11 protein-coding genes are annotated in these 14,429 nt (G+C 38.6%); 10 read left to right on the top strand and 1 reads right to left on the bottom strand.

Annotation, left to right across the window (positions count from 1 at the left end; genetic code table 11):
• Positions 1-11 precede the first annotated feature (11 nt).
• From iolD to M3226_RS18240, 7 genes are all read left to right on the top strand, one after another.
• Positions 12-1,922, top strand: coding sequence for a 3D-(3,5/4)-trihydroxycyclohexane-1,2-dione acylhydrolase (decyclizing) (gene iolD / locus M3226_RS18270; protein WP_251567760.1), 1,911 nt, complete (start codon positions 12-14; stop codon positions 1,920-1,922).
• Positions 1,923-2,015: 93 nt separating this feature from the next.
• A complete protein-coding gene (gene fba, locus M3226_RS18265; protein WP_251567758.1) occupies positions 2,016-2,882 on the top strand; it encodes a class II fructose-1,6-bisphosphate aldolase in 867 nt (288 codons plus the stop codon).
• 754 nt (positions 2,883-3,636) lie between these two features.
• Complete coding sequence (locus M3226_RS18260; RefSeq protein WP_251567756.1) at positions 3,637-4,860, top strand: MFS transporter; 1,224 nt, start codon at positions 3,637-3,639, stop codon at positions 4,858-4,860.
• Between the two features lie 718 nt (positions 4,861-5,578).
• A complete protein-coding gene (locus tag M3226_RS18255; RefSeq protein WP_251567754.1) occupies positions 5,579-6,601 on the top strand; it encodes a Gfo/Idh/MocA family oxidoreductase in 1,023 nt (340 codons plus the stop codon).
• Between the two features lie 76 nt (positions 6,602-6,677).
• The gene (locus tag M3226_RS18250; RefSeq protein WP_251567752.1) at positions 6,678-7,703 is read left to right on the top strand and encodes a LacI family DNA-binding transcriptional regulator; all 1,026 of its coding nucleotides are present in this window, start codon (positions 6,678-6,680) and stop codon (positions 7,701-7,703) included.
• A 220-nt stretch (positions 7,704-7,923) separates the two neighbouring features.
• A complete protein-coding gene (locus M3226_RS18245; protein ID WP_251567750.1) occupies positions 7,924-9,372 on the top strand; it encodes a sugar porter family MFS transporter in 1,449 nt (482 codons plus the stop codon).
• 159 nt (positions 9,373-9,531) lie between these two features.
• Complete coding sequence (locus tag M3226_RS18240; RefSeq protein WP_251567747.1) at positions 9,532-10,359, top strand: sugar phosphate isomerase/epimerase family protein; 828 nt, start codon at positions 9,532-9,534, stop codon at positions 10,357-10,359.
• Positions 10,360-10,576: 217 nt separating this feature from the next.
• On the opposite strand, the gene cas5 is transcribed toward M3226_RS18240, so the two are convergent.
• Positions 10,577-10,702, bottom strand: coding sequence for a CRISPR-associated protein Cas5 (gene cas5, locus M3226_RS32760; RefSeq protein WP_374110634.1), 126 nt, complete (start codon positions 10,700-10,702; stop codon positions 10,577-10,579).
• On the opposite strand from cas5, the gene M3226_RS18235 reads away from it, so the two are divergent.
• From M3226_RS18235 to M3226_RS18225, 3 genes are all read left to right on the top strand, one after another.
• Positions 10,671-12,179 (top strand): sugar ABC transporter ATP-binding protein, encoded by a 1,509-nt coding sequence (locus M3226_RS18235; RefSeq protein WP_251567745.1) that lies wholly within the window; start codon positions 10,671-10,673, stop codon positions 12,177-12,179. The genes cas5 and M3226_RS18235 overlap by 32 nt on opposite strands.
• A gap of 4 nt (positions 12,180-12,183) precedes the next feature.
• Positions 12,184-13,200 (top strand): ABC transporter permease, encoded by a 1,017-nt coding sequence (locus M3226_RS18230; RefSeq protein ID WP_098530367.1) that lies wholly within the window; start codon positions 12,184-12,186, stop codon positions 13,198-13,200.
• 93 nt (positions 13,201-13,293) lie between these two features.
• Positions 13,294-14,292, top strand: coding sequence for a sugar ABC transporter substrate-binding protein (locus tag M3226_RS18225; RefSeq protein ID WP_251567743.1), 999 nt, complete (start codon positions 13,294-13,296; stop codon positions 14,290-14,292).
• Positions 14,293-14,429 lie beyond the last annotated feature (137 nt).

Below are 14,429 nucleotides of genomic sequence, written 5' to 3'. Positions count from 1 at the left end.
TGAGAATAGCCATGGGGAAAATTAGATTAACGACCGCGCAGGCACTAATTAAATTTTTAAATCAACAATATATCTATGTGGATGGTAAAGAATCTTTATTTGTTGAAGGAATCTTTAATGTATTTGGACATGGAAATGTTTTGGGGATTGGGCAGGCACTTGAGCAATACTCAGGACATTTAAAAGTGATTCAAGGGAAAAACGAACAAGGGATGGCACATGCAGCGATTGCTTACAGTAAACAAATACTTCGTCAAAAGATCTATGCCGTCACGACATCTGTTGGACCAGGTTCAGCCAATTTGGCTGCAGCCGCCGGGACTGCCTTGGCAAATAATATCCCTGTATTGTTTATCCCGGGTGATACCTTTGCAAGCAGACAGCCTGATCCTGTTTTACAACAAGTAGAACAAGAATATAGCTTAGCTGTAACGACAAATGATGCCTTAAAGCCAGTGTCTAGATATTGGGATCGAATTACACGCCCAGAGCAGTTAATGCCAAGCTTGCTTCGTGCCTTTGAAGTGATGACCGACCCAGGAAAAGCCGGTCCGGCAACAATTTGTATTGCGCAGGATGTAGAAGGGGAAGCGTTTGACTATGACGAAAAATTCTTTGAAAAACGCGTCCATTATGTGGATCGTAAAGCACCGGTAGAGCGAGAGCTTAAGGGAGCTGCTGAACTAATCCGTGCAAGTAAAAAACCAGTCATTTTAGTGGGCGGTGGAGCAAAATACTCCCAAGCACGTGATATTTTGGTCTCGCTTTCGGAAAAACATAATATCCCATTAGTAGAAACACAAGCAGGTAAAGCAACAGTCGAGTCCAATTTTAAAAATAATCTGGGTGGAATGGGAATTACCGGTACACTGGCAGCCAATAAAGCAGCACGTCAAGCCGATCTATTTATTGGAATTGGAACACGATATACCGATTTTGCCACTTCTTCCAAAACGGCCTTTGACTTCGATCAAACCAAGTTCTTAAACATCAATGTCAGCCGTCTACAGGCATATAAAATGGATGCCTTCCAAGTTGTCGCAGATGCAAAAACAACATTAGAGCAATTGGCTCCATTATTAGAAGGGTATGAAAGTGATTTTGGCAGTGAAATTGCTGAATTAAAAGAAGAATGGAATGCTGAACGTGACCGTTTGGGTCAAGTAACATTCAAGCGTGAGAATTTCGTTCCGGAAGTTAAAAATCATTTTTCTCAAGAAGTATTGAATGAATATGCGGACGCACTTAACACAGAGCTTGCTCAGACGACGGCCTTACTAGCCGTGAATGAAACCATTTCACCTGATAGCGTGATCATCACGGCAGCTGGGTCCCTTCCAGGAGACGTACAGCGGATATGGAATACATCTGAGCCTAATACGTACAATGTCGAGTACGGCTACTCATGCATGGGGTATGAGGTATCCGGTGCATTAGGGGTAAAATTAGCGGAGCCAACGAAAGAGGTCTATTCACTTGTAGGGGATGGCAGCTTCCTATTGCTGCATTCTGAATTCATTACGTCTATTCAATATGGACAAAAAATCAATGTTGTCCTCTTTGATAATTCAGGATTTGGATGTATCAACAATTTACAAATGGATCATGGCGGCGGCAGTTATTTCTGTGAATTTAGAACCCATGATAATAAAATCTTAAATATTGATTATGCAAAAGTGGCGGAAGGATATGGTGCAAAAACCTACCGCGTCAATACAGTCGAAGAATTGAAAGCAGCTTTAGAGGATGCCAAGAAACAGGAAGGCTCAACCCTAATCGATATTAAAGTTCTTCCTAAAACGATGACTGACGGCTATGAGAGCTGGTGGAATGTCGGCGTGGCAGAAGTATCTGATAAAGAAAGCATTCAAAAGGCATTTGAGTTAAGAAAGCAAAAACTAGAAACGGCAAAACAATACTAATAAGCGAAAAACAACGTGAGGTTGGATCAAATTCACATGAATTTGATCCAGCTTAATTAGTTTGAAAATTCCGACAAGAGGGGTGGGATGGAAATGATCGCAACATCAAGATTAGTTCCGATGAAAGAAATGCTTGAAAAAGCAAAAAAAGAACAGTATGCAGTAGGCCAGTTTAATATCAATAGCTTTCAATGGGCAGAAGCGATACTGGAAGCGGCTAAAGAGGAGCGGTCTCCTATCATTGTCGCCTCATCCGATAGACTAGTAGATTATTTAGGCGGATTTAAGACGATCGCTATGATGGTAAATAGAATTGTAGAGGAAAAGAAGATTACGGTACCGGTTGCCCTGCATCTTGATCATGGGAATAGTGTGGAAAGATGTAAAGAGGCCATTGACGCTGGATATACCTCTGTTATGATTGACGGTTCGCACCATTCGATTGAAGAAAACATTGCTATGACAAAGCAAGTGACTGACTATGCCCGACTTCACGGTGTGACAGTGGAAGCTGAGGTCGGAACTGTGGGCGGTAATGAGGATGGTCTTATCGGCGGTATTAATTACGCGGATCCACAGGAATGTTTACGGCTTGTCCAAGAAACAAACATCGATGCACTGGCAGCGGCCCTTGGCTCTGTACATGGACCGTACCAAGGAGAACCGAAATTAGGGTTCGCTGAAATGAAGGAAATTTCAGAATTAACTAATGTCCCGCTTGTTTTACACGGTGGTTCAGGTATCCCATTACACCAAATTCATCAAGCGATTGAATTAGGTCATGCCAAAATTAATGTGAATACAGAATGTTTACAGGCATGGGCAAAAGCCGTCAGAAATGTGCTCGAGAACGATAAAGAAGTGTATGATGCCCGGGCAATTCTTACACCAGGTAAGGAAGCTGTGAAAGAAACGGTCAAAGCGAAGATTAGAGAGTTTAAATCAAGCTATAAAGCATAATTTCGCCCGGCGATTTTGTTTACGGGTTCCGTCACAATGGCAAACCATAAGAATATAAAGGAAGGTGACTATCAAAATGTATACTAATTTGATAGTCATTTTTTATTGAGATATAGCATTCCGATAGAAAAAATACTGGAAATTTGAATAAGAAATTGGGCATAAAAAATGTTTGGGTACAATGGCTAGAATATTTCTACAAAGTAACATACATGTTACTTACAAATTTTAATACAAAATGGTAATTGGCTACCCAGTTGGATCATTTTCAAGGCCTACAGTCGTTAATAGGGTCTATTGGCTACCCAGTTGAATGATTTTTGTGGCCTTCGGTCGTTAATAGGGTCTATTGGCTACCCAGTTGGATTATTTTCAAGGCCTTCGGTCGTTAATAGGGTCTATTGGCTACCCAGTTGAATGATTTTTGTGGCCTTCGGTCGTTAATAGGGTCTATTGGCTACCCAGTTGGATCATTTTCATGGCCTTCGGTCGTTAATAGGGTCTATTGGCTACCCAGTTGAATGATTTTTGTGGCCTTCGGTCGTTAATAGGGTCTATTGGCTACCCAGTTGAATGATTTTCGTCGCCTTCGGTCGTTAATAGGGTCTCTATTGGCTACCTTCCACCTAAACAGAGCACCGCAAAATGAGAAGCAATTAGTCAGTTAATTTCCTATTACATTTCTAACTGTATTTGTAATAGGAAGCCGAGCCCGTTACGATCCTTGCCCGGTTTTTTCTTAAAAATGATTAAAATGGAGATGGTATGTCTGGGTAGATTACGATCAAATAGAAACAAATATCTTTTTATTATTGTTTCCTTTCTATTATGGTTTCCGCAATTTCTCTATGTTCCTATTTTTTCACCTTATATGGAATCATTGGGCGGAAAGTATACATTTATTGGGATTGTATTGAGCAGCTACGGGATCATGCAGCTTTTATGCAGACTTCCGATTGGGATCTTTTCTGATGTTAAGAAAGTTAGGAAGCCATTTATCATTTTTGGCATGTTGATCAGTATGTTAAGTTGTGTAATTTTTTTACTAACAGATAGTTTAGGTTGGATTCTGGCAGCCCGCGCACTTGCAGGAATTTCAGCGGCTACGTGGGTCGCATTTACAGTCCTATATCCAAGGTATTTTGCTGATCATGAAGTACATCAGGCAATGGGGAGTATTTCATTTATTGTCGTTCTTGCCCAGTTCTTAGGGATGAGTTTTAGTGGTTCGATCGTAAGTGAATGGGGATGGAAAGCCCCCTTTTGGATAGCCGGATCTTTTAGCATCCTCGGTGTGTTCCTATCTCTTTTTATTTTTGAACCAAAAGAAGGAATAGAGAGGGAACCGCTAAAGGTGAAGGAATTAGCGACCGTTATAAAAGAACCATCATTGTTGAAGGTCGCTCTCTTATCGATTTTGGCACATAGTATTATTTTTTCAACCATGTTTGGCTTTACATCCAACTATGCCCTATCTATTGGTTTTTCGGCAAGTGAGCTAACCTTGATCGTGTTTGCGTTTATGATCCCTCATGCCATTGCCACTCTATTTATAGGGAGAGTCCTGGTTCCACTTTTGGGTGAATGGAATGCCCTAAAAACGGCCTTTTTCTTTGCTTCTGTTTTTACGTTACTGATTCCGTTCGTTCAGAGTAAAGAGTTATTTTTGGCCGTTCAGATTTTTAGCGGATTTTCACTGGGCTTAATTTTTCCGTTGCTGTTAGGTTTGGCCATCGAAAAAATTGCACCCGAAAAAAGAGCGACCGCTATGGGTGCCTACCAAGCGATTTATGCTATTGGCATCTTTGCGGGGCCGTTTTTTGCAGGAATATTTAATTCACTAATGGGAATTAAAGCAGGATTTTATTTTGTCGGGGTACTGGGACTAATGGCTACGTTCCTCATCATGATTTGGGGGAAAGATCATGATGAATTTGAAAATGAAAAATCTATTAAAAAAAGTAAGGCTGGTGCCTAGTTAATGTCGATGTGTCCTTAACAACAAATTCCTAAATTTTGATAGGGATAATGGTGGTCAAAAGCTATTTTTTATAAAATAAGGATGGAAAGTTAATGAAATATATTGATGTAATCTATGGAGGGAAAGAATATTTATTGTTATTCGAGTACGCTTCCGGTTATTGTGAAATACAAGAAAAAAACAATCATTATAATATTAAATTAGTACATGTTTCCGAATTAGAACAACTTGTCCGGCTAGATTTTTAATAATTCGAACATCGTATTGTAGTAATAAAATAGATTCGAATTGATAATGGATACAAAGTTAAAAAACTTTGTATTTTTTTTATAACGACAATGGCAAGAAAGAAAGGTAGTGTTTTTAGTTAGGAAAGAACTTTCCTAAATGAATCCTCCGGAAAAGGTATGTTCTTAAAAAACTTAAATCCGGTATTGTTTAATTACTTTCCCTTCAATGCAAGAAAAGCATATGATGTTTCGAAGTAGAAAAGTAACGAAACTTTTAAAAAGATCGGTATTGCATGGAAAATACTTAAGGTCCAGCCTTTTTGCTTTAAGTGTCTAGTAAGTTATCAATCCCAATTTTAATTTCAAAAATTTTCTCAAAAATAGAATAAAAGTGATTGACGATTTTAATGTAAGTGATTACAATAAAAATAAGTTAGGAAAGAACTTTCCTAAATTATTTCTTAGGATGATGAGGAGTGAGTGAAATGAGTCAATTAAAGGTTGGGTTATTAGGTGCTGGCAGAATGGGGGCTTTTCACGGGGAAAGTATAGCAAAACGAATACCAGATGCTATTCTATATGCAGTAGCAGATCCATTTCCCGGTGCCGCAGAGAAATTTGCAAATGAATTAGGATTAAATATAAAAACCTATACAGATCCACTTGAAATGATGCAGGACCCAAATGTAGATGCAGTTATTATCGCTTCACCAGCACGAACACATGCAAGTAATGTTATTGCTGCTGCAAAAAACGGAAAAGCTGTTTTTTGTGAAAAACCAATGGCGATAACACTAGAAGAAGCAGATGAAGTTCTTCAAGTTGTTAAGGAGATGAAAGTGCCCTTACAAGTTGGATTTAACCGTCGCTTTTCAAAAGGCTTCAAAGACGCGCATGAAGAAATTGTTGCCGGAAAAATTGGTACACCACAATTATTACGGTCTTTAACAAGAGATCCAGAATTAGGTAATCCGAATAAACCTGAGTGGACTATTTTTTTGGAAACACTTATTCATGATTTTGATACACTTTTATACTTAAATCCAAATGCTAAACCAGTTGAAGTATTTGTCATGGCAGATGCCCTTGTAGCGCCAGAATTTAAGGATAAAGGTTTACTCGATACAGCTGTTGTAAGCATTCGATTTGATAATGGCGCTATTGCTGTGGCAGAAGCAAACTTCCAAGCAGTGTATGGGTATGACGTCCGTGGGGAAGTCTTTGGTTCTGAAGGAATGTTACAGGTGGGAAGCATTCGCGAATCAAGTATGACTAGGTATACAAAAGAGGGAGCGAGTTATAATACTTTGCGCTACGATCAGGACTTGCTTTTTGATGCTTATGTAGATGAATTAAAAGATTTTGTTGATGCAGTAAAGAACAATAAACCGACTTCTGTTACTGGAGAAGATGCCCGTTCTGCATTGTTAATCGCTCTTGCATGTATAGAGTCGTATAAGGAGAAAAAGTCAGTTAAAGTAGAAAATGATGTTTTAATGACCGTTTAAACGGATAAAAATTGCCCTTTTTCCTAATAACTTTGTTTATAATGAAAAATAGAAATTGGGGAAAGGGAGATTAGCATTGAAGCCAACCATTTATGATGTTGCAAAAAAAGCAGATGTTTCTATATCGACTGTATCAAAAGTATTAAACGGAACGGGAAGTATCAGTGAAAAGACTAGGAAACGAATTTGGGAAGTAATTGATGAATTACAGTTTCAGCCAAGTATTGCCTCTTCCGTTAAAAAGGCAATGAAAACAATCGGTTTGTTGATTCCTGATATTTCTAATCCATTTATGGCTGAAGTGACAAGAGCAATTGAGGACAACGGTCGTAAAAAAGGGTTTAATGTCATTATATGCAGCACTGATAATGACAGTACCAAAGAAGATGAATATATTTCCATGTTGAAACAAAAATATGTAGATGGAATGATTATTGCAACTGGTTTAAAAAATAGGCGCGCTTTTCAACAATTAATTGAGGGTGATATTCCAGTTGTGATGCTTTCGCGTGATGTTCCTAATTTACCCATTCATATAGTAATGGTAGACGACTTTCAGGGTGGGTATGAAGCTGGTACATATTTAGTACAGTTAGGCCATCGAAAAATAGCCATGATCGTAGAAAACATCAATATTCCTTCCATAAAAAACCGAGTAAAAGGGTTTAAAGAAGGATTAATAGATTCTGGGCTATCTTCTGATGATTTAACCATCCTATATAGTTCCTTAGATTTGGATGAAAGTGGACGAGTGTGCTTAAATTTATTGGAAAATCAAGAAAACAGGCCTACAGCCATTTTTGTTTCGACAGAGTTACTTGCTTTTGGTGTTTTCCGTGCAGCAAGAACTCTAAAGATACAAATCCCTAATGAGTTATCTATTGTAGGATTTGATAATAGTATTTTGGCAAAACTTAGTGACCCGCCATTAACGACTATCGCTCAACCTATAGAAGAAATGGGAGCCAAAGCAGTAGAGTTGCTTGTTGATGAAATTACCAATAAGAAAGAGAGATCTAATAAAGTGATGCAACGGGTAGTTATGTCTCCTCTCTTGATTGTTCGTGATTCAACGGCTCCAATTTCTATGAATGAAAGATAAGATCTTCTCCATTTTCCTGGCATGATGTCAGTTTCACATTAGAACAGGATTTCATTCCATTTTACATAGAAAAGGGAGATGCCTTAAAAGAAATTTGTAAGCGCTGCACAGATTGAAAACCAATGGAAGTTTTACTATTAGGATTTTTATGATCTTAGATAGAATTTACAGTCGCTTTGCCCAAGAGTTAATCACTGATAAATATAAGGGGAATTTCTATATGGAGAATATTTCAAATAAGGGTGTGCAATTGGATCATTTTACGAAAAAGAACCCAAAAAAGTTTTTGAAATTAATTACCACTGTATCAACATTTGGGGGGCTATTATTCGGATATGATACTGGTGTTATGAATGGTTCACTCCCATTTATGGCAAAGCCCGAACAATTAAATCTTACCCCTCTTACAGAAGGGCTTGTAGCAAGTTCTCTAACGTTAGGAGCAGCTTTTGGTTCAATAGTGGGAGGTCAGTTATCAGATCGAAAAGGGCGCAGGAGCCTAATACTCTATCTCGCTATTATCTTTTTATTTGCAACAATGGGCTGTGTTACTGCACCAAATGCAACAGTAATGATTATTTTCCGCTTCATTCTAGGCCTTGCTGTCGGCGGTTCTTCGGTAATCATACCATCCTATCTTTCGGAAATGTCTCCGTCGGAACATCGGGGCAGGATGGTTACACGAAATGAATTAATGATTGTTACTGGGCAATTTCTAGCTTATGTATTTAACGCCGTTATTGGAAATGCCTTTGGTGATACAGGACATGTTTGGCGTTATATGTTAGTTGTTGCAACCTTACCGGCAGTGGCATTATGGTTTGGAGTCGCTGTTCTACCAGAAAGCCCTCGATGGTTAGCCTCAAAAGGAAAAATGGCTGAAGCACTGAAGGTCTTGAAAATGATTCGTAATGAGGGTATTGCGCAACAAGAATTAAATGAAATAAAAGCACATATTCAAGAATCGCAAAAAGTAGCAAAAGCATCACTAAAAGATTTAAGGGTTCCTTGGGTTCGATATATGGTAGGAATAGGGGTTGTAGTTGGGTCAGTAGCTCAGTTAGTAGGAATAAATTCTATTATGTATTATGGAACTCAAATTCTTGAAAATGCTGGTTTTGGGACGAAGACAGCTTTGATTGCAAACGTAGCAAATGGATTAATTGCTGTTATTGCCGTTATTGTTGGTATGTCCCTTCTTAACAAAGTGAATAGACGGACGATGCTGCTTATAGGTTTTACTGGTGTTACAGTGGTTTTAATAGCGATTGGGATTACTAATCTTGCGCTAACCGACTCACCGATTTTACCATTTATCGTATTAACATTGACAGTAACGTACTTAGCCTTTTTTCAAGGGTTTATTGGACCTTTAGGCTGGCTCGTAATAGCTGAAATTGCGCCAGTTCGCCTGCGTGGTCTTAGTATGGGGATTGCTACATGCTCCCAATGGATTTGCAATTTTCTAGTAGGACTATTTTTCCCTACTCTTTTAAGTATACTCGGACTGTCAGGAACATTTTTCTTATTTGCTTCGTTTGGATTCATTGGAGTATTATTTGTTGCGAAAAACTTGCCAGAGACAAGAGGGCTGACATTGGAACAAATAGAGGATGAGTTTAGAGATAAATTTGATGTAAATCAGAGTAAGGTTAGTAAGATAGGCTAAAGACCGTTTATAAATGTGAGTATTCGGGTTTGCATTTTGAAGTAGTACTAGAATGTATATGAAAATTGCACTGAAAATTTTGTTTATTTTTAAATATAGTAGTGTACTAGACTTTATAAAAGAAATATTAAATAAAATTAGTAACTTGGAGGAATTAAAATGAGTAGAGAATATGGTTTATGTTTATGGACTTTTGGTGATATTTCTGTAGAAGAAAAGTGTAAATTAGCTAAGGATGTTGGTGTAGATGGAGTAGAAGTTCAAGGAGATCTTACGCAAGATCCAGGGGAACTTGCAAATATCTTGTCTAGATACGGGTTAAAGGTCTTATCTGTCACACCTGATAATGTGGATATCTCCAGTGAAAATGAAGGTATAAGGCTAGAAGCAGTGGGCTACTTTTTAAATCTATTGGATTGGGCAAGCGATCTAGGTGCAAAACGAATATGTTTACATGGCGATGTGGGAAAAATAGCTGGAAGTGGAGATCATGCGAAGGATTGGGAGCTTCTTGTAGAAAGTTCTAGGATAGTGATGAAGAAAGCCGAAGTTTTAAATATTGAAGTAGTGTTCGAAGTGTTAAATCGCTATGAAAACCATCAAATTATTACTAATCAAGAGGCTATGAAACTACTTGATTCTGTAAATAGTCCGAATTTATCTATTCTTTTAGATGCCTATCATATGAATATTGAGGAAGCAGACCCTATTAATGCATTAAGAAAAGCAGGAAGTAAGTTAGGAGTTTATCATGTTGCTGACTCTAATCGTCAAGCTGTTGGAAATGGCCATTCAAATATAAAAGGCCAAGTTGAGGCATTACATGAAATTAATTATACCGGGCCAATCATTATGGAGATGACTGCGGAAGGTCCAAATCCTTTTACAGCTGTTAAAGGACCAGATTATCTTCAGGTTCTGACCGATTACTATAAAACTTCATTAGAAAAACTAAAGGCATGGGATACTTCGAAGGTAGAAGTATAATCATTACATCACTATAAGTTGACCGCTATATCCCAAAATATAATAAGAGTATGTATCAATATTTAAGCAAAATAACACTAACTTTATCACTATATACCAAAAATACAATAAATTTTTTATTAATTTGGAAAAATAAGAATTGAAATCCCCAATAGGAGTAGGTTACAATATAAGCATAGGGTAAGCGCTTACCTAGATAAAACAAATGGTCTCTTATTTAAAATATAATAATCCCATTCTCTTGTTTGAGTAAGCGCTTTACCACCAATCTATTAAAGCGAAAATGGATAATTGCAGAAAGGAGACCATATATGGTTGTACGTGGAGGGACCCTCCTTGAAATTAAAGGAATTAAAAAAAGTTTTGCTCAAAACCATGTATTAAAGGGTATCGATCTTGACGTAAAACCGGGTGAAGTACATGTTCTGCTGGGGGAAAACGGTGCAGGTAAATCTACTTTAATTAAAATTTTAACAGGCGTGCATCAAAAGGACGCAGGCGAAATCTATTGGGAAGGGAACTTGGTAACACTAACTAACCCAGTTGATTCCATGAAACTAGGCATTGCTACCATTTATCAAGAACTAAATGTCATTCCTGAACTGAAAGTCTATGAAAATATCTTTCTTGGCAGAGAATTAAAACACGGCGGAAAAATGTCCTTGCTTAACCATAAAGCAATGCGAAAAGAAGCCGAGCGCTGCTTGGAGATGCTTGGCCAAAGCTCGGAACTTGCCGATAAACAACTGGGAACACTGGGGATTGGACAGCAGCAGCTAGTTGAAATTGCAAAAGCCATTACGTTAGATGCGAAATTAATTATTATGGATGAACCTACTTCCAGTTTAAGCGCCCAGGAAGTAGAACAGCTCTATAAAGTAGTCGAAGAGCTTAAGAAAAAAGGCATCGCCATCATCTTTATTTCCCATCGCCTTGAGGAGATTAAACAGCTTGGTGATCGGATAACTATTCTTAGGGATGGATTTAAAATTGAAACTTTACCAGTTAAAACAACAGATAGTGATTACTGGATTGAACTGATGGTGGGACGATCATTAGATGAAAAGTTTCCAAAGCAGTCCTTTACCCTTGGAAAAGAAGGCTTTCGAGTTGAAGATTTAATCGTAGCAGGCACGACCGAACCCGTTAATTTTTCAGTCCATTATGGAGAAATTGTTGGAATCTCTGGACTTGTAGGTGCGGGCCGTACAGAATTGGCCAGATCCATTTTCGGTGTTGATCATAATAAAGGCGGGAAAATCTTTATTGACGGTCAGGAAATAAAGATCAAATCTCCACGCGATGCCATAAACGCAGGGATCGCTTTTATTACAGAGGATCGCAAAAGTGAAGGTCTACTGCTTGACATGACGCTTGACTTTAATATTGCTATTGCAAATATGGACAAGTTTAAAGGCAGTACAGGTTTGCTGGATGTAAAAGAAATGCGTAGGGAAGCACAAAAGTATGTAAAAGAATTAAAAATTCGTCCTGGTAACATTGAACTTCACTCTAGGAACTTGAGTGGTGGAAATCAGCAAAAGGTTGTTATTGCCAAGTGGTTATGCACACATGCGAAGGTATTTATCTTTGATGAACCGACAAGAGGGATAGACGTAGGGGCAAAAGTTGAAGTTTATCGCTTGATGAATCAGTTGATTGAAAACGGCTCCATTGTAATAATGATTTCTTCGGACCTTCCTGAAATCCTCGGGATGTGTGATCGAGTACTGGTAATGAGTGAAGGGAAATTAACTGCAAATTTGCCGATTAAAGAAGCTTCACAGGATCGAATAATGAAAGCAGCTACAGGGGGATGAGAAAATGAGTCAAGTTCAATTAGTGACCGAATCAGAAAAGAATCTTTCAGTGAATACAGATCCAAAAGAAAAGATTACTTTAAAGAAAGTAATTGGTAAGCTGGGACCTCTATTAGCTCTTGTCATCTTGATTGTCATCCTGACCTGCCTATCAGATAAGTTTTTAACCGTAAATAACCTTATGAATATTGCCAGTCAATCATCCATTAATGCATTAATGGGGCTTGGAATGCTATTAGCCATCTTAACAGCAGGGATTGACTTGTCAGTTGGTGCAATTCTTGCCGTATCGATCATGTTAATGGGGATCATTACCGTTAACCTTCATATGAACCCATTTATTGGTATGATCGTTTGTCTGGGTGTAGGGACTTTATTAGGATGGGTAAACGGAGTGTTATTAACGAAGCTGCATTTACCGCATCCGTTTATCTCTACGCTCGGTACACAATTCATCGGACGCGGAATTGCTCTTATTGTAACGGCAGCCGCACCGATTGCGGGTTTTCCAGCTGCCATTCAATTTGCCGGAAATCAATTTGTCGGTCCAATTCCGGTGAGCTTTCTTCTTGTCATTGCTGTTTATGTTCTGTTCCACATTTTCCTTACAAGGTCGAAAACAGGCCGCTATATTTATGCAATCGGGGGCAATAAGGAAGCCGCCCGTCTGTCTGGGATAAACGTCGACCGAGTGCTGATGATCGTGTATTCACTTAGTGGTTTGATGGCGGGACTTGCGGGATTAGTAATGGTAGGGCAAGTTAACTCGGCATTCCCACTTGCAGGACTAAACTATGAAACGAATGCCATTGCAGCTGTTATTATTGGCGGCGCCAGCTTTTTTGGCGGGGTTGGTACAGTTTCCGGCACATTAATCGGGGCGCTAGTAATTGCTGTCCTTCAAAATGGCCTTAACCTTCTTAACGTTTCCGCAGATGCTCAACTGGCGGTAATCGGATTGGTTATCATTGCGGCAGTGTATGTTGACGTTCTTCGTCAACGCAAGAGTAAGAAAAACTAATTCTGTGTGAAAAAGTTGTTTCAAAAAAATATCATCAAAGAATAATGCTCGGGAGAATACGATTTCTTAAACTTAAATTTTAAGGGGGCAGAAATGATGAAAAAACTTAGCGGGATTTTAATGATTAGTGTATTAGGGGCCGGATTAGTAATGGGGGGATGCAGTAATTCGGCTTCTTCAGGGGCAAGCAAGACTGCTTCTGGTTCTAATAAGTCTGCTTCAAATGAAGAGGTAAAGGTCTCTGTTGTTCTTAAAGCTTTAAATAGTGAATATTGGAAGCTGGTTCAGCGTGGTGCAATGGATGCGGGTAAAAAAGATGGGGTTACTGTAGAAGTAATGGGGCCTAGTGCTGAAACGGATGTACAAAAACAAGTTACGCTGATTCAAGATCAAATTACCAATAATGTGAAAGCTTTGGTTGTTGCACCGAGTCAACCCGCTACCGTACTTAATGTTCTTCAACAGGCCAATAGAAATAAGATTCCTGTCGTTTTGGCAGATACAGATGCAAACTATTCTGAAAAAGTTAGTTTCGTAGGAACAGGAAATTTAGTGGCTGGTCAAGAAGGTGGAAAATACATGGCCAATAAACTTCATAAAGGAGATAAGGTAGCCATCATACGTGGAGCTTTAGGTGATAAAACCCACGATGACCGGAGTAATGGAGCAGAAAAAGCCCTGAAAGCGGCTGGTATTAAAGTCGTAACGATTCAACCTGCAGATAGTGACAGAGCGAAAGCGATGAATGTAATGCAAAATATTCTTCAATCAAATCCTAAAATTAAAGCAGTATTCGTAACAAGCGAGGATATGGCATTAGGTGCATTACGTGCTGTTCAATCAAAAAACAGCAAAGTAATGGTGGTTGGTTTTGACGGAACATCAGAAGGATTAAATTCGATCAAAGCAGGCGGGCTCGATGCGGAGGTAGCCCAGGATCCTTATAAGATTGGTTATATGGCGGTAGATGCAGCGGTTAAAGCAATTCATGGACAGTCAGTTGACAAACGAATTGATTCCGGTGCTAATGTGATTACTAAAGAAAATGTGGATGAGTCACTTTCTAAGATTAAACAATATATAGGTAATTAATTGCTAATGTGATTTCAAAAATATTTGTGAAGTTTAAAAATAAGACGAGAAATTTGTTTATAAAGAGATTCCAACATAGCATCGCATCCCCTGGTAATCCTTTGTGGTAAAATAATATCAACATAAGGATTTTGGAA

Source organism: Neobacillus cucumis (assembly GCF_023715505.1).
Note: the sequence above shows the minus strand (reverse complement) of the source record. Positions and strands in the feature narration are given on the sequence as shown.

Bases quoted from the DNA above. Each gene is read 5' to 3' on its own strand.
- iolD (WP_251567760.1), top strand. From the start codon at position 12: ATGGGGAAAATTAGATTAACGACCGCGCAGGCACTAATTAAATTTTTA.
- fba (WP_251567758.1), top strand. From the start codon at position 2,016: ATGATCGCAACATCAAGATTAGTTCCGATGAAAGAAATGCTTGAAAAA.
- M3226_RS18260 (WP_251567756.1), top strand. From the start codon at position 3,637: ATGGAGATGGTATGTCTGGGTAGATTACGATCAAATAGAAACAAATAT.
- M3226_RS18255 (WP_251567754.1), top strand. From the start codon at position 5,579: ATGAGTCAATTAAAGGTTGGGTTATTAGGTGCTGGCAGAATGGGGGCT.
- M3226_RS18245 (WP_251567750.1), top strand. From the start codon at position 7,924: ATGGAGAATATTTCAAATAAGGGTGTGCAATTGGATCATTTTACGAAA.
- M3226_RS18240 (WP_251567747.1), top strand. From the start codon at position 9,532: ATGAGTAGAGAATATGGTTTATGTTTATGGACTTTTGGTGATATTTCT.
- M3226_RS18235 (WP_251567745.1), top strand. From the start codon at position 10,671: ATGGTTGTACGTGGAGGGACCCTCCTTGAAATTAAAGGAATTAAAAAA.
- M3226_RS18230 (WP_098530367.1), top strand. From the start codon at position 12,184: ATGAGTCAAGTTCAATTAGTGACCGAATCAGAAAAGAATCTTTCAGTG.
- M3226_RS18225 (WP_251567743.1), top strand. From the start codon at position 13,294: ATGATGAAAAAACTTAGCGGGATTTTAATGATTAGTGTATTAGGGGCC.